The sequence below is a fragment of the Paenibacillus phytorum genome, from assembly GCF_013141715.1.
Classification (GTDB): domain Bacteria; phylum Bacillota; class Bacilli; order Paenibacillales; family NBRC-103111; genus Paenibacillus_E; species Paenibacillus_E phytorum.
The window spans coordinates 104750-128874 of sequence record NZ_WHOA01000085.1; the positions used below are offsets into that span (position 1 = coordinate 104750).

Genomic DNA, 24125 nt, shown 5'->3' on the forward strand with positions numbered 1-24125 from the left:
GTAGTGAAAAAGATCAGGCGAATGTTGAACATTCGCCTAATCAACTATGCTGAAATTATTTCTTGTTAGCTGCTTTCCAAGCATCAATCTGACTTTGCGCTTCAGCCATGATTTTATCCAAACCAGCTTTTTTGAATTTTTCGTTAGCTAGCGGAATGTATTTATCCGGATCTACAGTACCCGTCATCAATGTTGCCCAGAATTCTTCTTTAACGTTTTGAACCGCCGCGATTTCATTGATCACTTTGGACGGGTCGAAGTTGAAGCCAAGCAGAGGTGCTGGTACACCTGTATCGTTAAACTTCTTGAACTCTTCCCATTTGTTCGCAGGATCTTTGACATCTTTATACGTCAGCAGAACGTTTCCGAGTGAGAAAGTCGGCATGTCGTAGTTTTTGGATTCTGGTAAATTTTCCATTTTGTCGTTATCGACTTTTTTGTAGTGGACGCCTTCAATACCGGAATCGACCATATTACGAAGTACAGGATCCGTATTCAGCAAGTTCAGGAATTCCATGGCTTTTTCCGGATATTTGGAATTAGCCGAGATCGCCTGCATGGAGCCCATAACGGACCAGTTATAAATCAAAGCAGGGCTTGCCGCCTTGGAAACAACCGGATAGCCATAACTAGCTGACCAAAGGTTGTCCGCAAACGGTTGATTCGTTGCTTTATCCGCGAACCATTTGCCAGTTACTTGTACATCGTTAAGCGAGGAAAGCGTCGATGCTTCCGTAGGAACATATCCCGCTTTGTAGTATTTGTTCATGGTTTTAAGGGCTTGCTTCATTTCTGGCGTATCAAAAATGTTCACCACTTTGAAATCCGGATTGTCTACTTTTACGGCCATCGGCATTTTCTCGATAATGTAATCATAAGGCACATATGGCATGTAATTTTTATCAACGGCTAATCCATAAATGTTCGGTTCTTTTTCTTTGATTGTTTTGAGCAATGGCTCCAAACTTTCAAGCGAGCTCACATTATCTAGACTAAGGTTGTATTTGTCGGCCAGGTTTTTGTTGAAACGCCATACGTCTTGAGCTGGCAGCTCTTTATTGGCAGGTACGCCGTAATTGTGCCCGTCCACTTTGGAGCCGTTAAGAAATGCAGGATCCAATGCTTTCACGATACCTTGTCCATTTTTTTGAAGAAGCTCGTCAATCGGCTGAAATGCGCCTTTACGCGCGTTTTGCACGTAATCAAAAGCCCATGAAGACGTAAACATAATGTCCATCGGTGTGCCGGATGCTGTCATGACTTGCATTTTTTGCGCGTAGTCGCCCCAGTCCGCCATGTTCATTTTCACAGTAACGCCGATTTTTTCCGCGGTGTATTTACTCACTTCAGCCATGACGCGGTCTACGTCTTTTTGCGGTGTTCCGATGGTGTACCAGATTAACTCTACCGGTTTATTTGTCGTTTCATTCCCTTTCGCACTGCCGGCATCTTTGCTGCCGCATGCACTAAGAGCCATGGAAACGGCTAGTGTCAATCCTAGTGTAGTGACCAAACGTTTTTTCATGTTGTATCCTCCCTGTTAACTGCTCTTTTGTTTACGCCCCGTGGGGCTACCTTTACAGTAACTCATGAAAGCATTTACAAATAGACGATAAACTAAATGAACCCTGTCTAAAGTTAAGAAAAAAGCAGCTATTTATCCTTTCCGACAAAAAAAAGGACTGCTCCTCAGTTTTCCCTAGAGCAATCCTCTGTAATCCGTTGGGGAGATTCCCACATACTTTTTAAATTGTTTATAAAAGTAACCCAATTCTGAGTAGCCCACCTCATTGGCAATAACATGAACTTTTGAGTGCGTGGTCTTGAGCAGTTCTTTCGCTTTTTCGATTCGGTACCGATTAATATACTCCGTAAAAGTCTCGTTGATTTCCTTATGGAACAATTGTCCCAAGTAAACGGGGTGAATATGATAGTGCGCCCCCAGCATTTTGAGCGATAGCTCTTCCGCATAAGACTGTTGGATATATTTTAAAACCTGCTGCACAATCGGGCTTCGAACGTCTGAAATTAAGAAACCGATTGTCGTATGGGCAATCTCGAGGATGGCTGTTTCCAGCTCTTCCAGCGTAATCGCGTTCCTGATTTGGTGAAAAGCGTGATTATAGGCATCGAGTTCCTCGGTATGGCGAATCGCTTTGATCTCCAGCTTGAAATGAATGATCATCTCAAAGGCGATATTCTGAAAATCGTGCGGCGTAATTCCCGGAAGCGCTTGAATCCGTTTGAAATCGTTTTGAATTTGCTCGCGCAAGTTCTCTTGATCTTTAGCAATAATTAGTTTCGCGTAAATCGGCCAATCAATGATGGAGAAATCGACCTTTCGATTGTCTTGATTCATCGCAAGCTCTGTATAATCAATCATGTTCAGTTCCGGATATACCCAGAAATACTCCTGCGCTTTCTTCGCGGCCGCATAGCTTTGTCCAGCCTGTTCAGGCAAAAGCTCTACACTGCCGATAGATATGCGGAGAGCACGATCCTGAAAATCAGCCTGCAGCTGCTGAAGCAAAGCGGTCAAATCCGTTCTGCCTCGGTCAGCATCATCCATAGCTGCAAGTAGGACGATATCGCCATCCATATCGAAGAATGAGGTGATCCAATCATAGGATTGCACCCGATCGGAGATAACCTCGAAAACCTCGGCAGCATCAGATGTCGCTCGGAGTACAGTAGCTATCATATAGGCACGATCGAGATTCATCCCCAGAAGGTCTGCGCGTTCGTAAAATTCCAAAGGCGCAATCTGATGGGTTAACCAACGATGAAGCGTGTTATCTTTCAATACTTGTTTGCTGTAGGCCTGAACCTGCCGAGTTTCTTCGAACGTATTCATCTTCTCGACCGTATTGTGAAGCGTTGCCTTCAGCTCTTGGATGTTGATGGGCTTCAGCAGGTAATTTTCGATACCGAGCTGCATGCCTTCTTTTAAATAGGTAAACTCATCGAAACCGCTGAGCACGATGACTTTCAAATCGGGATGAACCGTTCGGGCATGGCGAATCAGATCCAAACCAGTCATCACCGGCATGGAAATATCCGTCAACAAAATATCCACCGATGTTTCCTGCAGAGCATCCAAAGCCTTCTGCCCATTGCTGGCATGTCCGACAATTTCCAGCCCTGCTTCGGCCCAATCAATAATGTCATACAACCCTTCGATAATGAAAGGCTCGTCATCCACAAGAAAAACCCTAAACATCATAACCCTCTTTTCCGTCGTCCATAGGCAGCCATATATCAACTACCGTTCCTTTACCAGGTTCACTACTTAATTTTAAGCCACATCTGCTGCCGTAGAGCAGCTTTAAGCGTTGATTGATGCTCCGCAGACCGAAGGATTCCCCTTCGGTTTCCTCAGCTTGTAAGAAGGATTCTAGCTCGCTCAAACGCTCAGGCGTAATACCGTTTCCGTTGTCTTCCACTTGCACATGAAGGAACTCTTCCGTTTGTTTCACACGAATATGAAGCTCATTATCGGTGCATTCGCTTCGCAAGCCATGTACGATGTAATTCTCAATTACGGGCTGCAGCGACATTTTCATTATGCGTGTAGATGCTAGCTTCCGATCCCATTCGATCGAATACGTGAATTTGTCCTTATAGCGAATCTGGAACAGCTCGAGGTATAAGCGGCAGGCTTCAAGCTCATCCTTCAGTGTGTAAATCTTTTTCTGCTGTACCAGGCTTCGGAATAACGCCGACAAGCTGTAAATCATTTCACCAACGTCATGAGCCCCATGAGAGATTGCCCGCATTCGAATGACTTCAAGTGTATTGTATAAAAAGTGTGGATTAACGCGAGCTTGCAGAGCCGTTAACTCTGTATGCTTCTGCTTAATTTCTGCCTTATACACCCTATCGATATATTGATTCAGCTCTTCGATCATCTCATTGAAGCTGCGAGAAATTTGTCCTAACTCGTCCTCTCGCTCATCCGGAATCCGTGCATTCAGATCGCCTTGTTTGACCTTCCGTGTAAAGCGAATGATCTGATTGGTGCGTTTAGAGACATTCATTACAACCAGAGAAGGAATCAGAATGGCGAAAAAAATACATATCGAGCTAATCATAAAGATTGTACTCCCGATTCGCCTTGAGGATGCTTCAAGTTCATTCTTCGGAATGATACCGACGACAATAAAGTCTCCTTTACTCTGCGTCAGCTTCGTCACATAGCCACTTTGATTCGAACCACTATTCTCGTATAACGAACTAACCTGATCCATGAAAGGATAGGGCTTGCCATAATACTGATCCGAAGAATCAAACAGGACGCCCCCATCCGGTGAGAGAACGAGAATCGTCCCCTTTAACTCTTCCTTATCATTCAAGAGAATCTTCCAAATGCCGTCTGAGCTGAAGTACACGACTTGCTGCCCTATATTTTTCAAGGTTTGCTTGTCGTTGATGGGTGTCCTAATCGAGTACAGATGGTTATCCCATTGACCTGCGGCTTCACGTACCCATATATTCGGCAAGGTAACACTCTTGCTATCAAGCGCCATGACTTCAGGAATGTAAGAGTGGGCTGCATTCGTGGGAACGATCTTCAATTGCCGGTTACGATCCAGCACGTATAAGGTCATCTGATCCACGCTGTACAGCATCAGACTGCGAATATCTTCGTCATCTTCCACCCGATTTTTAAAATATTGCAAACCGGCATTCCACGTGCTGTTGCCGCCTAAATTATATTGCTCCAGACCATGCTGCACATATTCTTGGAAAGGGTGCTGCAGCATGAAAGAGATGCCCGCGGCAAGCGAACTATCCCGATATAAGCCGAACACGATAGACTGCGCTGAATCGTATTTCCCCCCCAAATAATTGTTCACATTCGTCATTGCCTTCTTCTGTATATCCAGCTCACGATTAATTGCCGCTTGCGACATCGAATGATACATGAAATACGAAAACGATATAATCGTAATGACGGTTATCAATGAGAACAGGAGAAGCAGCTTCATAAACAAATTATTTTTCAAATAATTTCGGTACATCTTGCGGAACCCCATCCTGCCATCAACTCCTGCTATTAATCGGGTACATTATAGCATATCAGAGATCGCACATGAATTCGCATCCGTTTATGCGTTAACATTCCCAAACAAAGAACAAATAAGCGCGAAAACTGCGCTTACTGCGAGAGCTCTACGCGCCGAAGCTCGCCCACTGAGTCTGAGAAGCCGGAAATCGACTTCTCGTCCAAAACATATGAATTATGTTAAAAAATGCCTAAACTGATTACTATCAGCCTAGGCATTTAACTAATAAGATTTATTTCGTTTGTTCGAGCTGCTTTACAGCATTACCAAAATGATCATTTACTTGAACAAGCGCATCCAAAGCTTTCTCACGGCTTACGTTGAACATAATCATCAGAATCGCGACTCTTGCATCTCCCTTAGCTTCCATTCCGACGCGGCGGGCTGTTTCTTCATTAGCACCAGTCGCCTCCTGAATAATCCGCACGGTACGATCTCTAAGCTTCTTATTCGTCGCCTGAACATTTACCATCAGATTACCATAAACTTTACCCATCTGAATCATCACGGTCGTGGAGATCATGTTAAGAACCATTTTTTGCGCCGTTCCCGCCTTTAACCTTGTCGACCCTGTTATAATCTCAGGTCCGACGGGCACCTCGATCGGATATTTCACAACTGCACTGAGCTGCGTATCTCGGTTACAGCTAATGCCGATCGTCAATAAACCTAGTCGGTTAGCCTCTCGTATGGCGCCGATCACATAGGGAGCGGTTCCGCTTGCTGTAATACCGACGACTACATCACCTGCTCGTGCAACATCTGCTATCGCACGTACTCCAGCTTCTTCGTCATCTTCAGCATTCTCTACAGCTGAACGAATGGCTATTTCTCCTCCAGCAATAATGCCGTTCACAAGCTCTGCCTCAACACCGAACGTAGGCGGGCATTCGGATGCATCTAGAACGCCGAGACGGCCACTGGTTCCAGCTCCAATGTAGAAAAGTCGGCCGCCGCCAGTCATCGCTTCGACCACCGCTTCAGCTGCATCCGAGATTTGCGGCAAAGCTCCATTTACGGAGATAGCTACCGTTTGGTCTTCCTCATTCATTAGAGTCACGATCTCCTGAACAGTAAGTCGGTCTAGGTGACTTGACTTTGCATTTCTCTGCTCGGTAACCGTTTGATTAACTTGTTGTACCATGTTACCTTGCCTCCTTTTTATGGATGCGTTACCTTGCCTCTATTTACGAAAGACAAATGCTGCTATCCGTTGTTTCATTACTTCCGTTAATTCGAAGCCCCGTTCCTGCAAGGCAAGAAGATAGGCTCCAATGACTGGTGGGCGTTCGAGCAGTCGGACATCGAACATGCCGGACCGTATCAAAGGTGTTTGCATAAAGCGATTTTCGAACATTTGATCTGAAAATAAGCCACCAGTTATCACAAGAGGGATTGTATTTTCCGCCAAATGATGGCTATCGCTTTCCTCAATGGGCTGCTGTTTCTCCATGGAGGTTATCACAGTCTTCACGAGCTCTTCTAGCTCCTGAATCGCTTCTTCCACGAGCTTAACAGCAATTGGATCCCCATCTGCTGCAGCCCGCATAACGAGCTTGGAGCCATCCGCAATCGCGGTACGTACATTGTCCTGGCCATAAATGGTGTTGATCAATTGCCCAGGATGCTGTAAGGACCAACGTTCAAGAACTAACCTAGTCAAAGCTGTAGGCTCCCCTCGGCCGTCATACGCTCGCATAACTGCCACCAGCGCTTTCCGCCCAAGATCAAACCCGCTTCCTTCATCTCCGAGTAAATAACCCCAGCCTCCGACTCTTACAAACCCGCCCGTCGCTGGATCGAATCCATATGCGATCGAGCCTGTGCCTGAAATGAGCGCAATGCCCTTCTGCCCCCAAGTACCAGCGGCCAAAGCGGTCACTGCATCATTGTGCACGGTGATCGGAACACCTTCCGGCAATTCGGTTTGCAGCCAGTCACTGATCCGTTTCCGGTCTTCGGGACGATCACTCCCCGCAAGCCCAAGGAAGATCCCACCTAACTGGGACATTTCCGTACCCGATTGGTATAATACGTCACGGATGAGTGTGAGTAGAACTCGCTGAACATCCTCCCATGGACGGGACTTCACGCTGCTAGATTCTCCGCGGCTTTCAGCCAATATGTTGCCTTCCGCATCGCCGAGAATACATACGGTTTTGGTCCCTCCGCCATCAATCCCAATATATCTAGTTTCAGCCATATTATTTCACCGCTCCTGCCGTCATGCCTTCCATAAACTGTTTCGACGCTAGGAAAAACATGACAATCATAGGTACTGAAGCCAACGTGAGCCCGGCAAATAGCATGCTTAAATCCGTAGAGTATTGTCCGAAAAGCGACAGCATGCCAACTGGTATCGTCTTTTTCATATCGTCTTGGATAAAAATCAGCGGGAAAAAGAAATCGTTCCACGCCATAATAAAATTCATAATCATGACCGTTCCCAATGCAGGGCGTATAAGCGGCAGCAAAACATGCCACATGACACCGAAATCCGAAGAACCATCGATGCGTGCTGCTTCCTCTAACTCCTTGGGCAGCGTTCTAAAAAATCCAGTTAAGATCAAGACAGCAAGCGGCATTCCGATCGCCGTATACACGCTAACAAGCGACCAAACGCTATTCAAAAGGGCTAGCTTCTTCATTAATAAGAACAGCGGTACGATCCCTAGCTTAATTGGAATCATCATACCTAAGAGGAAAAAGAAGAACAGCACACCATTCCAACGGAATGGATATCTTGCGATATAAAATGATGCCAAAACGCCAAACAGCAGAATAAAAGCTACGGAAACAACACTAACCACGACACTGTTCCAAAAATAAGTTCCGAACGGAATTTGATGGATTAGCTTACTATATGCCGTAAACGATATAGAAGTCGGAAGCGACATCGGGTTTTTCAGAATCTGGATGTTCGTCTTGAAAGATGAGGTCAGCATCAGAAAGATCGGATACAAACTGACCAGTGCACCCAAGTACGCAGCAGCGTATTGGAGCCCCCGAACGGATTTGTTGGTTTTCATGGTGTGCCTCCTTTCTTAATGCTGAGACGATTGGTTCCTAGTAAAGTACAGGAACAAAGCCGAAATCGTTGCGATAATGAAAAATAGTACCACTGCCAGTGCTGAGCCCAGGCCTAATGCGACCGAATCGCCGCCAGATGAGCCGCCAAACGCAATCCGATAAAAGAACACAGCAAGCGTGTCGGTGGAGTTGTAAGGTTCCCCTTGCGAACCTTCCATGGCATAGATGAGTTCGAACGCTTCGAAAGCATGAATAAAGGTAAACACCGTAATGATGATTAATGATTGACTCATCATCGGCAGGATGATGGAACGGATCAAGCGTAAACCTTTTACTCCGTCTAGCCGCGCCGCTTCAATGACTTCTGTCGAAATTGCGTGCAGACCAGCGAGAAAAATCAACATGGAGAAACCTATGCCAAACCAACTGTTGACCAGTGTAATTGATGTTAACGCATAAGCCGGGTCCCCGAGCCAAGGCTTAGCCCACGAAACAAGACCGATCTTTTTGAGCAGCACATTGACAATACCGTTGTTCGGGTTCAACATGAGTTTCCACAAAAAGCCTACGACGATGACAGAAAGCAGCCTCGGTAAGAAGTAAGCCATTTTCAGAAAGTTCGAACCCTTAAGTTTGCTGTAAACAAGATAGGCAAGCACGAACGCAATCACGTTCTGAACAGCCATTTCAACAGCAAAATAATAAAGATTATGACCAAACGCATTCCAAAATAAATGGTTGAACGGTTCTTTCGTAAACAGGCTCACAAAGTTGCCTAGCCCCACAAACTCCCCGCGGGTGAGACCCTTCCAGTCATAAAAACTGTAACCGAAAGCCGAAAGGATCGGATAGATCACGAAGAGAATGTAAACTGCGAGGGCAGGAACCGGGAACAGATGAACTGCTCCCTTTTTCCACCAAGGCGATTTTGCAAAGTTATTCATGTGCCCCCACCCCTCTTCTTAAACGAATTTATTTCTTAGGCTTGAACCATGTATCTGCGCTCTTTTGAACTTCTTCCGTCACTTGCTCTGGAGTCAATTTGTTTAGGTACATCCCTTGAATGGAGTTTTCTAAAGTAGATTTGGTTGTAGGGTTGCCTGCATTGAAATAGACAACGGAAGCGTAAGGTGTAGATATCGTATCTGCATTCTTCGCAATTTTGGCTACAAGCGGATCTTTTGCTGCCACACCTGGGATTGTGCTTGGTTTTTGCAGTTCATTTACAGCAAGCGCTCCGAACTCTTTCGTTGTCAAAAACTCCATAAATTTCAGAGCTTCTGCCTTATGAGCAGATTTTGCATTCACTGAAAAAGAGCCGTCTACCCACGTTGTAACTGTTGCTTTGCCATCTGCTTTCATCGGCGGCACTGGGAACACATCCATTTGCAAATCTGGATTCGTTTTCTTCATAACGGCATATTCCCAATCACCCATGACCATCATAGCGGCCTGCTCGGAAACAAACATGTTTCTCATATCATCCATACCAATCCCTACATAATTATCTGGGAAGTATGGGGTCATATCTTTGAGCATTTTAATCGAACTTACGTATTCCGGGCTTTTGAAATTCGCTTCACCGGCAAGTATCTTCTTAATGAAATCAGTACCATAAACGGAAGGTGCAAGCGTACCTTGGGTTAGGGAAAGAATCCAACCTTCCTTGGAGCCGAAAGCAAACGGAGTTACTTTATTTTTCTTCAAAGTATCCGCCGTTTTCAACAGCTCATCCCACGTTTTTGGCTCTGTCAGATTATATTTTTGGAAGATTTTCTTGTTGTAAAATACTTGCGTGGAGCTGAATACTGTCGGTACGCCGTATACTTTACCATCTGTTCCAGTAGCGGCCAGCAAAGTGTCCTTCGAGAATACGTCCATTCCTTTGACGCTTGTCAGCGGCTCTAAGTAACCGGCATCAGCCAAAGCAGCACCTGCAGCATAGGGACGAAGATGAATAATATCAGGGCCATTTCCACTTTGCAGACCTGTGTTTAGGGCTGTGTTGTATTCCGTATTTTTAATCGGCTTGAATTCGATATCAATGTTCGGGTTGGTTTTCTTAAATTCAGCAATGATTTTAGCGTAAGCTTCCGAATCTTCGGTACGCCAGCTGCCCATTGTCAACTTTACTTTTTCCTGAGGTGCTGCCGATGGCGCTGTACTAGCTCCACCAGGGGTTGTGCTAGGAGTTGCGGTATTGTTGCTGCTGCAAGCGACAAGCATGGAAGAAGCAGCGACCATAGTTAATAATGCCCCACTGAATAAACGTTTCATTTAGAAAGCCTCCCTTTAATGTTTACTTATATGTTTAACCTCAAGATAGATATGAGGACAAAACCGCTTCATGTAAAATTGGACGCAGCTCCCGGATCTTGGTGTTTCGCCCCAAATGAACGGCATTGGTAAGAAATACGACGCTGATGCCCTGTTCGGGCTCAACCCACAAGCTCGTTCCGGTAAAACCAGTATGACCGAAACTACCCGTAGGCCAGCTTTCTCCGCAGCTCGGGACGTTTGCGGGATCATGCTTGACCTCCCAGCCAAGGCCGCGGCCACGTACGGGAGCCGCCGTTGTTTCTCGCATCAGCGATGGCGGAACAATATCCCACTGTTCCGGCTGCAACCACCATGCCGCATAGCGTGCTAGGTCGTCCGCTGTTGCGAATAATCCCGCGCTGCCGGTAACACCGCCGAGGTGGAAGCTCTTCTCATCATGAACTTCGCCGATGACATAAGTTCCATCTACCTGTTCGGTTGCGGCAATACGATCTCGAAATTTGGAGCCAGGGTTAAAAACCGTATGCCGCATATCAAGTGGATCGAAGATATGCTGCTTAACAAAGCGATCCAGCGGCCCGCCGGACACACGTTCTACAATGTTCCCAAGAAGGATCATACCGAGATCACTATACAGCTTGTCCTTACCTGGCTGAAATAAAAGCTCTTGCGCCAGAATTTCCTCGATTAGACTAGGCCTTGCTGCTTTACGTGGAAGATAAGGTAAATCCGGCGGCAGCCCTGACGCATGCATCAATAGATGACGCAGTGTGACTTGCGGATGGCGGAATGCAGGCAAGTACGCCTGTACGGAACTATCCAGCGACAGCTTCCCTTGAGCCACAAGAACAAGAATAGTTGGAAGCGTAACGGTTACCTTCGTAAGGGATGCGATATCGAACATTGTGTTGAGCTGAATTGGATGTTCCCTTGTGCCGTCCGAGTATAATCCATATGATTTTTGGAATCGACATCGGTTCGATACAGTAATGTCGAGCACAGCGCCAGGCAGCAGCCCATCGCGCACCCATCCTTCCACCAAGCGATCCACTTTATCCATTGCGTTTCCCCACACTGACGGCTTGTCGCGTCTTTTCCAGAGATTTGATGCTTTCATCATAATGTCGGCCAGCGATGCCAGCGTACAAAATATCGATCACGTTCAGTTGAGAAATCCTTGAGGCCATTGCCCCGCTGCGGATACTCTTCTCTAAGGTACTTATAAACAACTGTATATCCGCAAGCTCCGCTACTGGATTAGCTCCGAACCGGGTCAGCGTAATGACTGAGGCACCGTTGTTCTTAGCTACGGCCAACGCACGAATCATGTCTTCAGTTTGGCCAGAATAGGAAATACCGAAGACAACGTCACCGGGAATTAGATTGGCCGCAATGGTTGCTTGAGCATCAAACCCGGTGCCGATTTCACACCAACGATTAATACGCGTTAGCTTTTGCATGAAATCCTTCGCGATAACCGCCGATGCACCTACGCCGAACACGCCGACTTTTCTTGCGCTGCTTAGCGAATTAATTGCTTTTTCCACACTTTCAGGAGAGAGTACCGTCAAAGTATCTTGGATAGAAACAATATTGTTATTGGACACCGATTTGATGAGATCTACGATAGATCCGTCGGTACGGATTTCTTGGTACGAATCTGTAGGCAGCGACGATTGTGATAAATCACCCGCGATCCTCAGTTTCAACTCCTGAAATCCTTTACAGTGAAGGGAGCGTGAAAGCCTTACAATCGTTGCTTCACTTACGTCAGCAAACTCTGCTAGCTTCTGCACGGAAAGACTGACGACCTGTTCCGGATGCTCCATAATATACTGTGCAGCCCTGCGCTCCATAGGCTTTAAGCTCCCCATAGCCGCTTCTATACTTACTAATCCACCTTTTAACATGGGAGTCACCCTCTACGGTTTCATGTGTAACTTTGAACGTACATACTCTTATTATAGAGTTTTATTTCACTTTGTCTATACATTTCTGAAATATTATTTCACTCTTTGCGTCAGGCTTAGATCTAAAATAATCAAACGATCTTCGAGCGCGGCGCGATATGTAAAAATAAAAATGAGCCTTCGCTAGCACACAACTAGCGAGGACTCATCCTATTATTTGAAGCGATTCATCGAAAATAATGAAATGTCATGCTCACTTCTGCCTGTCGTAATTAACTGGCATAAAATTTCGCCGACTACACTGCTGAATTTAAACCCATGTCCGGAAAACCCAGCAGCAAAGGCGATATGCGGATACTCTGGATGCGTATCTATAATGAAATTTTCATCGGGAGTAAGGGTGTACGTACAGGTTTTACCCATGCGCAGTTCCGTATTGGCAAGTGGCATAAACCGGCTTAAAAACATTCTTAAGTCTTCTTCATCCTCCTGCAGTGCCCCAAACTCGGGAATGGCTTCATCCGGATTGATTCGAAGTCCCCCATCATGACGTCCTACCTTAAGACCAGCTCCCCCCATACTGGGAAAACCGTAATAATGTCCTAAGGAGGTTTCAAACGTAAACGCCGGAAAGCGTTCCTCACCGAATAAAAAGTCATCCACTTCAAACCAGGCAAACGTCTTTCTTTTGGTAACAAGCGGTGGATGGACATTCATCAGAGGAAGCAGCTTTGAAGACCAGGCCCCTGCTGTAACGATTAGGGCGCGTCCTTTATAACTTTCATCGACTGTTTGGACCGTCACCCCGGCTGAATCAATAGACAACTCTTGAACGGACGTATTCGTTAAGATGGTAACTTGATGATGTTCCAACAGTTCCCGATAAGCACGGATACATTCCTCGCTTTTAAGCACACCTGAATCCGATTCGAAGCAGCCCACGTAGCCCTCTGGAAGCGAAATCCCAGGCCATACGGTATGAATGTTACTGGAATCTACTGTTTGAAGCGGAAGTGAATAGGCTTCGGAGCTAGAAACAACTTGTTGAATAAAGGTTGAATCACGAGTGGCTACATTCAGCACCCCGGTTTGGTAGAACAGTTTTCTTCCCGACTCTCGCTCCAGATCGAACCAAAGCTTTTGGGCTCTGAGCGCTAATGGGACATAGCTCGTCCCTTCTCCATAGGCATGCCGGATGATACGGGTATCACCATGATGTGCCCCGCGATCGTGCGGAGGGTTAAATGAATCCAGCAGTAAAACGCTTTTCCCTTCAAGGGCCAAGTAATAGCCTGCAGCCATCCCCATCGAACCGGCACCAACAATAATTACGTCATAGTTCATCATTTCATCACTTCCTCCGAAAAATGGTTCAACTCACAATATGGGCTCGAATGACATATGCTGCAGATTCATTGCCAGAATGGCTTATTTTAATATTCACTTTATCCAATGAAGCTCTTCGTGATAATACGCAGATGTCGCCTTTCTCTAACCATAGAGACTGATCTTCATTTATACTAAATCTTACTTGACCCTCGGTACAATAAAAAGCTTCTGTCACTAGTGAAAATTCTACATCATCCTTGTGACAATCGATCTCACGTGAAGTTCCTTTTTTGATAAATAAAGCTTCTAATTCTCCCCGGCATCCCGCCGCTGTGATGAGATTGAAGTCTGTTACCTTCCCCATACTCCGGGTGACCCATCCTCCGCTGAAGCTCTCCTGCTCGTAGGGCGTTAATCCCACCTGACGTGATCCTTCATATTCTAGAATCACTTCTCCTTCTATAACCATAAGCTTTCTCCAAAAGTCAGGAAGGCAGGTGAACAAAGACTGCTCATCTTGAATACTGGCCGTGCTGATTCTCCATAAAAAATTCCGCTTATTATACTCCGCGTTTTCAGGATATATGGCTAACTGCGTCGTCGTTCCGCCTGACCAAGCGGCCGTTATCTGCTCATGCTTTTTAATGACTTTGATCGAATAAGACATGAAAGCATCTCCTTGAATGTATTCCGTGACTAATGAAAAAAAGGACCTGGAAATACCAAGTCCCGCATACTCGTCCGAACAATGCCTACTCATCCTTTGTCATGTCAGCGTACCAAGAAAAATACGAACCAACCGCATCGTTTTTGCGGATCAGTTTCTTTGTTCGATCCTTAACCTCTTCCGCATTGATGATTAAACGTGCGCTCCCCGTATCCATGGCTGCTTGAGCAACGGCAGCAGCCACATTCGGCGCAATCATCGGATCAAACGGATGAGGAATAACATAGTCTCGATTTAACTTATCTGCTGGAACCAAACCGGCAATCGCGTAAACAGCAGCTAGTTTCATTGCCTCATTAATCTCTCTAGCACGTACATCTAGGACGCCGCGAAAAATTCCAGGAAACGCCAATACATTGTTGATTTGGTTTGGAAAATCGGATCGACCCGTGCCAACGATCGCTGCGCCTGCAGCTTTCGCTTCCTCCGGCATAATCTCCGGTACTGGATTCGCCAATGCAAATATGATGGAATCACGGTTCATGGTGCTTACCATTTCTTTTGAAAGCGCACCAGCCGCAGAAACACCAATGAAAACATCGGCTCCTCTCACCGCATCGGCGAGCTTACCAGTTAGATGATCTTTATTCGTCATCCGTGCTATTTCCAGCTTGAATGGATTCATGCCTTCTTGTCTGTGTTCATGGATAATACCCTTCGTATCGCATACGATGATATCTTTAGCACCCATATGGCCTAGAAGCTTCATGGCCGCTATGCCGGCTGCGCCTGCCCCATTAATAACCACACGAATTTGGTCCATCGTTTTGTCGACTAATTGGAGAGCATTGATTAATCCGGCCGCAATGACAATAGCCGTACCATGCTGATCATCATGGAAAACAGGAATAGCGCATTCCTTTTTCAACCTCTCTTCAATTTCAAAACAATCCGGGGCTGCGATGTCTTCTAAATTAATTCCGCCGAACGAAGGTGAAAGCTGCTTGACCGTCTCAATCACTTTCTCTTTATCCAACGCATCTAAACAGATCGGAATCGCATCTACACCGGCAAATACTTTGAAAAGCAAAGCCTTTCCCTCCATCACCGGCATGGCCGCATGCGGACCGATATTCCCCAAACCGAGCACAGCCGTTCCATTCGAAACGACGGCAACCAGGTTACCTTTCATCGTATAATCATATACTTTATCTTCTTCAATATAAATTTCTTTACACGGCTCTGCAACTCCCGGAGAGTAGGCAAGGCTCAAATCACGGACAGTGCCTACCGGAACCTTAGCAATAACCTCAAGCTTTCCGGCATACTTTTTATGCATGTGAAGAGCATCTTCACGTAAATTGTTCATGATTCATCACCTTCCAAGGAATTTTGATCAGAGCATAGATTAAATCCATCCGCGCCATTTTATCGCTTCGACCATTCGCTTTAAACCAACGATATAGGCCGCTAATCTCATGTCTACTTGCTTTTGCAAGGATAACTGATAGACGTTATGAAACGATTTTTTCAATATTTGTTGAAGCTTTTCATTAACTTCTTCTTCATTCCAATAATAGCCCTGATTGTTTTGGACCCATTCAAAGTAAGAAACGATCACCCCGCCCGAGCTTGCAAGCACGTCCGGAACGATTAAAACTCCTTTATTCGTCAAAATTTCAGTGGCCTTCAAGGTCGTCGGTCCGTTGGCCGCTTCCACCAAAATCTTTGCCTTAATGTCGGATGCATTGTCTTCTGTGATCTGGTTTTCAATCGCAGCTGGTACTAAAATATCACAGTCTTGGATTAACAGCTCTTGGTTCGAGATCGCATTCGGGAATAAGTTCGTCACCGTTCCAAAAGAATCCCGTCGATCTAATAAATACTGCACGTCCAAGCCTTCAGGATCATAAAGAGCCCCTTGAGCATCCGAAATGCCTACCACTTTAGCTCCAGCCTCGTGAAGGAACTGAGCAAGAAAGCTGCCTGCATTGCCAAAGCCTTGGATAATGACTCGCGCGCCCTCAATCGGAATCCCAGCGACATGAGCCGCTTCTCTTAGCAACAGCACCACGCCCATGGCGGTAGACGATTCTCTTCCAATCGATCCACCCAAGACGAGCGGCTTGCCGGTAATAAAACCTGGCGAATCGAATTCCCGAATCCGGCTGTATTCATCCATCATCCACGCCATGATTTGTGAATTCGTGAACACGTCCGGCGCCGGAATATCCTTGGTCGGCCCGACAAGTTGGCTGATTGCCCTTACGTAACCACGGCTTAACCGTTCCAGCTCGCCGAAGGATAGCGTGCGCGGATCGCACTGGATCCCGCCTTTGCCTCCGCCGTAGGGAAGATCGGCAATGCCGCATTTAATCGTCATCCACATGGAAAGAGCCTTCACTTCGTCTTCGGTGACCCCAGGATGAAAGCGAATCCCGCCTTTGGTCGGTCCGACCGCATCATTATGCTGTGCACGGTACCCTGTGAACACTTTCACCGAACCGTCGTCCATTTTCACAGGAATGCGTACGGTTAACAACCGAAGCGGTTCCTTTAGCAATTCGTATAAGGATTCCGCGCATCCCATTTTATCCAGAGCAGCTTGGATAACAAGCTGCGTTCTACTCAAAACATTCAAGCTTTCCGCTTGCAAAGGCTTCTCTTTTATTTCCGTCGGAGCTTCCATGATGATCCCCCTCGAGTCTTCTTACAGAATGTAACCATTTAATGAATCCGTTTGCCGTCCGAGACTACCATTTTTCCTTGCTTGAATACGGAATGAACATGGTTGATCCCAAAGTGATAAGGCAGATAAGCCAAGTTTTCTGCATTGAAAATAACCAAATCCGCCTGTTTTCCTGCTTCCAAACTGCCTATTGTATCCGCTTTTCCGATCGCGTGAGCCGCATTGATGGTCACAGCCGTCAGAACTTCCTCCGGCGTCATCCCTAAATTCAGGCAGCCCAGCGTCATGACGAGCTGCATAGATTCCGTTGGCGAGCTTCCCGGATTATAATCCGTGGATAATGCAACGGGGAGTCCCATTTCAATCATCGTACGCGCACGGGCGTGATGCTTCAGCCTTAAATTAAAGGAGGTAGCTGGCAGACAGACGGCAATGACGCCCGCTCGCTGCATCGCTTCCAACCCTTCATCGGATGCGGCAATCAAATGTTCGGCAGAGATGCAGCCCATTTTACCAGCAAGCTGTGCGCCGCCCATTGGCTCGATTTCGTCCGCATGGATTTTCAGACCGAAGCCCAACGCTTTTGCGGCCAACAAAATTTGCTCCGATTCTTCTACGGAGAATACGCCGTGCTCACAAAACACATCGCAAAATTCAGCAAGTCCCTGACGCTTCACTTCGGGGAGCATTTCTTCAATGAGCAGCTGAACGAATTCTTGAGACCTGCCCTTATATTCTTCTGGCACCATATGAGCACCCATGAACGTAGACACTAAATCGACCGGATGATCCTGATTGAGTTTACGAGTGACCCTGAGCTGCTTAAGCTCATCCTCCAGAGTTAGACCATAACCACTCTTGGCTTCTGCAGTGGTAACCCCATAAGAGAGCATCGTATCCAAGCTTCTTTTAGCCTTTACGTACAGCTCTTCTTCCGAAGCCTGACGGGTTGAACGGACTGTGCTGAGAATTCCGCCGCCTTGAGCTAAAATTTCTAAATAAGAAGCCCCTTTCAGCTTTAAGGCTAGTTCATTCTCACGAGAGCCGCCGTGAACCAAATGGGTATGAGGATCAATAAGTCCAGGGGTAACAAGCTTCCCCTCCGCATCATGCTTATGAGTTACCGGCCGTTCACCGATTTGAGCTAAAACTTCTTCTTCCGATCCCACTGCAACAATGATCCCGTCTCTGACCGCAACAGCTCCTCTTCGAACTGCCGCAACTTCAGACATTTCTCCGCCTCGGCGCGGTTCCTGAGTTCCTTGCATCGTAATCAGCGTACCAATGTTATGGATCAGCAGGTCAATCCGATTGTTCTCCATCGTTTCTCCCCCTCGAAATACAGCAAGCCCGATCGGGCTTGCTGCGAGTTATCATCATTCATTTTATATGTTCTGTAACGATTAGATGCCCATCATCGGTACGCGAACGCCGCGTTCCTTCGCCGTTTCAATGGCAATGTCATAACCGGCATCAGCGTGACGGATGACGCCCATTCCAGGGTCTGTGTTCAATACGCGCTCTAATCTTTCGTCCGCTTCCTTGGAACCGTCCGCAACGACAACCATACCTGCGTGCAGGGAGTAGCCCATGCCTACGCCGCCTCCATGATGGACGGAAACCCAGCTCGCACCGGATGCTGTATTCACAAGCGCGTTCAATATAGCCCAGTCGCCCACAACATCGCTGCCGTCCTTCATGGACTCGGTCTCACGGTTTGGAGAAGCCACGGAACCGCAATCCAGATGATCACGTCCAATAACGATCGGTGCGGATAATTCTCCATTGCGTACCATTTCGTTAATCGCCAGACCCATCTTAGCCCGTTCCCCATAACCTAACCAGCAGATACGAGCTGGTAAACCTTGGAACGCTACTTTTTCTCTTGCCAATTCGATCCATTTACGCAAATGCGCATTTTCTGGGAACAGTTTCAAAGCAAGCTCATCCGTTTTATAGATATCTTCCGGATTACCGGACAAAGCCGCCCAACGGAACGGTCCTTTTCCTTCGCAGAAGAGCGGACGAATGTAAGCCGGAACAAATCCAGGGAAGTTAAAGGCATCCTTAACCCCTTCATCAAGAGCCACTTGGCGGATATTATTGCCGTAATCAAATACGGTTGAACCAAGTTTTTGAAGATCAAGCATCGCTTGCACATGCGCAGCCATCGATTTCTTGGACAGCTTCACATATTGCGTCGGATCGTTTTTACGCAAGTCAGCCGCAGCTTCCAATGAATAACCGACAGGCACATAGCCGTTAAGCGGATCGTGAGCCGAAGTTTGATCGGTTACGAAATCAGGCACAATTCCCCGTTTCACAAATTCCGCGAACACCTCTGCAGCGTTTCCTACTAGCCCAATAGCGAGCGCTCTCCCCTCAGCTTTCGCTTCGTTCGCAAGCTTCAAAGCCTCATCCAGATCGTAAACCATGACGTCGCAATAACGCGTGTCGATTCTGCGTTGAATACGAGTCGGATCAACGTCTACACCGATGACCACGCCATCGTTCATCGTTACAGCGAGCGGTTGAGCGCCACCCATGCCGCCAAGTCCGGCTGTTAATGTCAAGGTACCTCTTAATGTGCCTCCCGAATGCTGCCTAGCTGCCTCAGCGAAGGTCTCATAGGTTCCTTGCAAAATGCCTTGCGTACCGATATAAATCCAGCTGCCAGCCGTCATTTGGCCGTACATCATAAGACCCTGTTTATCGAGTTCATGGAACGTCTCCCAGTTGGCATATGCCGGAACAATGACCGAGTTCGAGATGAGAACCCGCGGCGCATGCGAATGCGTTCTGAATACGCCAACCGGTTTCCCGGATTGTACAAGAAGCGTTTCATCCGCTTCCAGGTTCGTTAAACATTCTACGATTTTGTCATAAGATTCCCAGTTACGTGCAGCCTTGCCGATTCCTCCATAGACGACGAGATCTTCCGGACGTTCGGCTACGTCAGGGTCCAGATTGTTCATCAACATACGCAGGACAGCTTCCTGCTGCCACCCTTTTGCTGTTAGCTTCGTTCCGTGTGCTGCTCGAATCGTACGTTTGACTGTTTGTTCCATGAATAGTCACTCCTCTATGTTGTGTTCGAATTAGTTTCTTTTCATATATCCCGTCAAGAAAGTCAAGATGACATGCAAGGCAGTCCTGACCGTCGCTCTACGGGGATCTTGCATTGGATCTACACAAACAATATCAAAGCCTCGTACCTTAGAATGCTGTCCTAATAGGAATACCGCTTCCAACAACTGCCATGAGGTCATTCCGGCTGGAACGAGTGCTGGCACACCTGGCGCATAAGCTTGATCTAGTACATCCATGTCAACGGTTACATAAATGGCATCTGTCCCGTCACCGGCAACCTCTAGCGCCTTTTCCACCAAAGCCTCGATTCCTTCTTTGGCTACTTGACGCGCCGTATATTGGGTAATTCCTTGCGCCATGGCGTATTCATGATACGCTCTTGAATTGGCAAAGCTGTGAAGTCCGATTTGCGCAATATGGCGACCTTCAACCGTGCCCGATTCGATCAACCCGCGGATTGGCGTTCCGTTGGAAGGACCTCCGTCCTCCAGATTCCGGACATCCATGTGGGAGTCAAGCTGAACGATACCCACCTTACCACCGACATGGTGCTTAAACGCTTTCACTGAGGGGCAAGTAATGGAGTGATCACCACCAGCAATAATCGGGAACAAATGAGGCATAGCTGCGTAAATGTTCTTCAGCCCTTGTTCGATATTGGCATGACAGCGCAGCAGATCCGTCACGTGCATTTGGATATCACCAAGATCACGCGCTTGCAATTCCTGCAAATCGACACCGTGGTCGATACTGTACGTCGTAACATTTGCAAATAATTCCCGTAAGGCATTCGGTGTCATCGAAGCGCCTGAAATACTGATTGACGTCTTAGAAAGCGGAACACCGATGAAACCGACTTGGACATCTTCCTCGCCTTCCCAAGGGGTCAACCACTGGGATACCTTGGTCTCGAATCGATCCCGCCAATTAGAGTTTCGTACGAATTCTGGCGGATTCAGCAGTTCAATTTGTCTCAAAGCTGCTTCCCTCCTGTAGGTTGATAAAACAATGTTTGTTTGTTTCTATGAATACATCATACTTAAAAAAGAGGCATCTGAATCTAGTCGAATTTGCTGAAAGGTAGCACAATATTACGATTTAACTTTAAAGTGATAATTTGTATGAAAACGCTTAAAAGCCAACCCCTGAGCGGATTGGCTTAAAGAAGCTATTGCAATAACACTAGCACTGGGCAGATGACCGATAGTCCGACGGGCTGCACCCCATAATCATTTTAAATTTCCTTGCAAAATAGTTCGCATCCTGAAAACCGACTCGTGCGGCAATCTCTTGCATGGTTAATTCCGTTTTCTCTAACAAATAAACGGCCTTCTCAATACGAACTTTATTTAAAAAGTCAACAAAGCTTACACCAGCTTCTTTTTTGAATACATGGGCAAAATAGTGGGTGCTCAAGTAACAATGCTGGGCAATTTCTTTTAATAACATTTTGTCTTGATGATGCTCTCTTATATAAACAATAGCTGATCGCACAATGGGGGACACCTCTAAGGCATGATCATCCGATACTTGCTTGGCCAGCTTCCTCCAGTATGCGCACAGCTTTTTAACAAATTTGTCATATCGAATGGTACTGTACAAGTCTTGGAGCATTCTTGCATTTTCAGATAAAATTTCAGAAGCATTACCGCCTAAGTCCACAACCATTCTTGACAAAGAAAGTACTAGATCATAGGCTTCCGACTTAAATAGATCAATATTATGCTTATACGATTGGGATAGATTTTCTAATAACTCGACCAAATAAGCAATCGACCCTTCTTCATCGCCGATCCGGACACGTGACAGCAATTCGATTTTCTCTTCGTGTGTCACCGGCTTTGCACTTTCTTCTTGAATGCTTCTTTGTCCTTCATATTGAAAAATCATCCGGTTTCCTTGAAAGAAACGGTTGATTAATGATTCTTTGGCTTCGCTGTAGGAAAGATGAAGCTTGTAAGGATCTTCATAATAGGTGCCTATCCCAGCTGAAACGGAAAAGCCCTTCGTATCTACGAAGTTTTGAATTTTCTTGACCATGCCATACGTAACTTGTTTATAGGTTGGTTCAACAGGCTGAACCGATTGGAGTTCCAATAATACGGCTAGCACGCCTTCTCCTACCCAGACCCACAGGAATGGCAAGGTGATACTCTCAAAAATGGCTTCCACCAACACCTGCCCGATCTCAATACTCCATTGTAATGATTTGTCCAAAGCCAAATCGGTATAACGGTCTATGGACAAAACGATAACGACTTGGGGCCGCGGCTCAATGCCAAGCCGTTCACGCATTTCTTCAAAATCCGCTTCATGGATTAACGTCCCCGAAATGAGAAGTTGCGAAAAGGATGCTTGGGCTGTATCCAGTTTCAATGTCTAATCACCTCCCCTACCTTAAAAAAGGAAGCCGTTTTGCTCCTAAACTTCAGAGAAAACTGCTTCCATGTTATTTTATTCTATTTCACCAATCATGTCTTCAACAACCTTAACGATTTCGCCCTCATGAATTTGATGATAGATCGTCACGATGTCCGGATAGAAAAAGCGGTCTTCCTCCACCGTTGGCACTTGCGTTCGTATCAGGTTATAGACCCCCTCAATAACTGGAGAAGATTTCATCGGCCGATGAAAATCGAGAGCTTGTACGGCAGTCATTAATTCAATCGCCAAAATATACGACAGCTTTTTCGAAATCTGGTAGGCTTTCTTCGAGGCCGCATACGCGAAACTGACAACATCTTCTTGATTGGCGCTAGTGGGAACACTTTCTACGGAGGCTGGATGAGAAAGAATCCTGATTTCCCCCAGCAGCCCAACAGCTGTATATTGAGGGATCATATATCCATTGTTTAATCCCGGATTTCTCACTAAATAACTAGGCATCTCGCTCAGGTGAAAATTTACTAATCGATCGATTCGTCTCTCCGCTATTTTCCCCAAATTACCCATGGCTATACACATGACATCTGCCTGGATACCGACATAAGTGCCGTCAAAATTGCCCCCCATTAAGGCAATCCCGTCGTCTTCCTCGGGAACAATAACAGGATTATCACTTACAGAGTTAAGCTCATTATTAATGGTATAGGCGGCATCCTTCAAATTTCTTTTAGAAGCTCCATGAACCTGGGGGATGCATCTTAAACTTAAAGCATCCTGCACGCGATAGTTTTTATATGTTTCGGCAATTTCACTGCCTTTAAGGATTCGCAATAAATTTTGCGCCGTCTTGGCCTGCTCCTCATGTTGTTTTAAAGCATGGAGCCTTGGATCGAAGGCATGAATCGTACCTTTTAAAGCTTCAAATGACATTGCGCCCGCAATATCCGCTGTTTTCACCGCTTGAATGGCATTATATAGAGTTAATATGGCCATGGCTGTGACAGACGACGATCCGTTCGTCAGCGCCAGCCCTTCTTTACAGCTTAATGTGGTAGGGGTTAACCCAGCTCTTTCAAGCGCCTCTCTGCCTGGAAGGAGTACCTCCTTGTGCCAAGCTTTGCCTTCCCCAATTAGCACTAACGCCATATGTGCTTCCGGGGCAAGATAACCGACGGATCCGTCGCCTGGAGCAAACGGCGTGACTCCTTGATTTAAGAGCGATGCTATGAGCTCTAGCAGTTCCAATCGGACGCCGGAATAGCCATGACCCAAATGAATGAGCATCATCAGTTGAATCGCTCTGACAACTTCTTTCTCCAGTGGATCGCCTACGGAAACCGCATGAGATCTAACGATATTGCGCTGCAGGGCTTGAGCATCTTCGGTTGAGATGATCTCGGTCACATTGCTCCCGAAGCCGGTCGTTACGCCATAAATGATGCGGTTTTCGTTTAAAAATTTCTCGATAAGACTTCTGGAATGATTAACGCGATCGCAATAACTCGGCGAAAACGATACCTTAGCCCCGTAACGAGCTACAGCGACAAATTCGACAATAGAGACCTGATGATCGCCAAGAATTACTTGATTGATGTCTTTAGGATGAGTGGGAGCAGAAGCAATTTTCATGAGAACATCTCCTTTTAAAACCAATACATACTATGCAATAGTTGTCGGTT

Annotated in this window: 19 protein-coding genes; all 19 read right to left on the reverse strand. The window is 46.4% G+C overall.

Going from position 1 to position 24125, the window contains the following annotated elements:
- Window positions 1–55: 55 nt before the first annotated feature.
- Window positions 56–1525: an ABC transporter substrate-binding protein gene (locus GC098_RS11195; protein ID WP_171643244.1), complete on the reverse strand. Its 1470-nt coding sequence runs from the start codon at window positions 1523–1525 to the stop codon at window positions 56–58.
- 174 nt (window positions 1526–1699) lie between these two features.
- Window positions 1700–3220: a response regulator transcription factor gene (locus tag GC098_RS11200; protein ID WP_171643245.1), complete on the reverse strand. Its 1521-nt coding sequence runs from the start codon at window positions 3218–3220 to the stop codon at window positions 1700–1702.
- Window positions 3213–5036: a sensor histidine kinase gene (locus GC098_RS11205; protein WP_171643246.1), complete on the reverse strand. Its 1824-nt coding sequence runs from the start codon at window positions 5034–5036 to the stop codon at window positions 3213–3215. The genes GC098_RS11200 and GC098_RS11205 overlap by 8 nt, the downstream gene beginning before the upstream one ends.
- Before the next feature lie 262 nt (window positions 5037–5298).
- Complete coding sequence (gene murQ, locus GC098_RS11210) at window positions 5299–6210, reverse strand: N-acetylmuramic acid 6-phosphate etherase (RefSeq protein ID WP_171643247.1); 912 nt, start codon at window positions 6208–6210, stop codon at window positions 5299–5301.
- A gap of 39 nt (window positions 6211–6249) precedes the next feature.
- Window positions 6250–7269 carry an N-acetylglucosamine kinase gene (locus GC098_RS11215; RefSeq protein ID WP_171643248.1) on the reverse strand — a complete coding sequence of 340 codons (1020 nt, stop codon included), beginning with the start codon at window positions 7267–7269 and terminating at the stop codon, window positions 6250–6252.
- 1 nt (window position 7270) lies between these two features.
- Window positions 7271–8095, reverse strand: coding sequence for a carbohydrate ABC transporter permease (locus GC098_RS11220; protein ID WP_171643249.1), 825 nt, complete (start codon window positions 8093–8095; stop codon window positions 7271–7273).
- 15 nt (window positions 8096–8110) lie between these two features.
- On the reverse strand, window positions 8111–9040 hold the full coding sequence (locus GC098_RS11225) for a carbohydrate ABC transporter permease (RefSeq protein WP_171643250.1): 930 nt from the start codon (window positions 9038–9040) through the stop codon (window positions 8111–8113).
- Window positions 9041–9068: 28 nt separating this feature from the next.
- The gene (locus tag GC098_RS11230) at window positions 9069–10373 is read right to left on the reverse strand and encodes an ABC transporter substrate-binding protein (protein ID WP_171643251.1); all 1305 of its coding nucleotides are present in this window, start codon (window positions 10371–10373) and stop codon (window positions 9069–9071) included.
- Between the two features lie 40 nt (window positions 10374–10413).
- Window positions 10414–11496 carry a serine hydrolase domain-containing protein gene (locus GC098_RS11235; protein ID WP_246358552.1) on the reverse strand — a complete coding sequence of 361 codons (1083 nt, stop codon included), beginning with the start codon at window positions 11494–11496 and terminating at the stop codon, window positions 10414–10416.
- A complete protein-coding gene (locus GC098_RS11240) occupies window positions 11429–12286 on the reverse strand; it encodes a MurR/RpiR family transcriptional regulator (protein WP_171643252.1) in 858 nt (285 codons plus the stop codon). The genes GC098_RS11235 and GC098_RS11240 overlap by 68 nt, the downstream gene beginning before the upstream one ends.
- A 213-nt stretch (window positions 12287–12499) precedes the next feature.
- Window positions 12500–13633: an N-methyl-L-tryptophan oxidase gene (gene solA / locus GC098_RS11245; RefSeq protein ID WP_216625237.1), complete on the reverse strand. Its 1134-nt coding sequence runs from the start codon at window positions 13631–13633 to the stop codon at window positions 12500–12502.
- A 25-nt stretch (window positions 13634–13658) separates the two neighbouring features.
- Entirely contained in the window at window positions 13659–14282 is a 624-nt protein-coding gene (locus GC098_RS11250; RefSeq protein ID WP_171643253.1) for a HutD/Ves family protein, read from the reverse strand.
- A gap of 85 nt (window positions 14283–14367) precedes the next feature.
- Window positions 14368–15651, reverse strand: a complete 1284-nt coding sequence (locus GC098_RS11255; RefSeq protein WP_171643254.1) for an NAD(P)-dependent malic enzyme — start codon at window positions 15649–15651, stop codon at window positions 14368–14370.
- 39 nt (window positions 15652–15690) lie between these two features.
- A complete protein-coding gene (locus GC098_RS11260) occupies window positions 15691–16971 on the reverse strand; it encodes a Glu/Leu/Phe/Val family dehydrogenase (protein WP_171643255.1) in 1281 nt (426 codons plus the stop codon).
- Window positions 16972–17009: 38 nt separating this feature from the next.
- Window positions 17010–18293 carry an imidazolonepropionase gene (gene hutI / locus GC098_RS11265; protein WP_171643256.1) on the reverse strand — a complete coding sequence of 428 codons (1284 nt, stop codon included), beginning with the start codon at window positions 18291–18293 and terminating at the stop codon, window positions 17010–17012.
- A gap of 81 nt (window positions 18294–18374) precedes the next feature.
- Window positions 18375–20039, reverse strand: a complete 1665-nt coding sequence (hutU, locus tag GC098_RS11270; protein ID WP_171643257.1) for a urocanate hydratase — start codon at window positions 20037–20039, stop codon at window positions 18375–18377.
- Between the two features lie 30 nt (window positions 20040–20069).
- Window positions 20070–21038: an agmatinase family protein gene (locus GC098_RS11275; RefSeq protein WP_171643258.1), complete on the reverse strand. Its 969-nt coding sequence runs from the start codon at window positions 21036–21038 to the stop codon at window positions 20070–20072.
- A gap of 205 nt (window positions 21039–21243) precedes the next feature.
- The gene (locus GC098_RS11280; protein WP_171643259.1) at window positions 21244–22437 is read right to left on the reverse strand and encodes a helix-turn-helix domain-containing protein; all 1194 of its coding nucleotides are present in this window, start codon (window positions 22435–22437) and stop codon (window positions 21244–21246) included.
- A 78-nt stretch (window positions 22438–22515) separates the two neighbouring features.
- On the reverse strand, window positions 22516–24075 hold the full coding sequence (hutH, locus tag GC098_RS11285) for a histidine ammonia-lyase (RefSeq protein WP_171643260.1): 1560 nt from the start codon (window positions 24073–24075) through the stop codon (window positions 22516–22518).
- Between the last annotated feature and the right edge of the window lie 50 nt (window positions 24076–24125).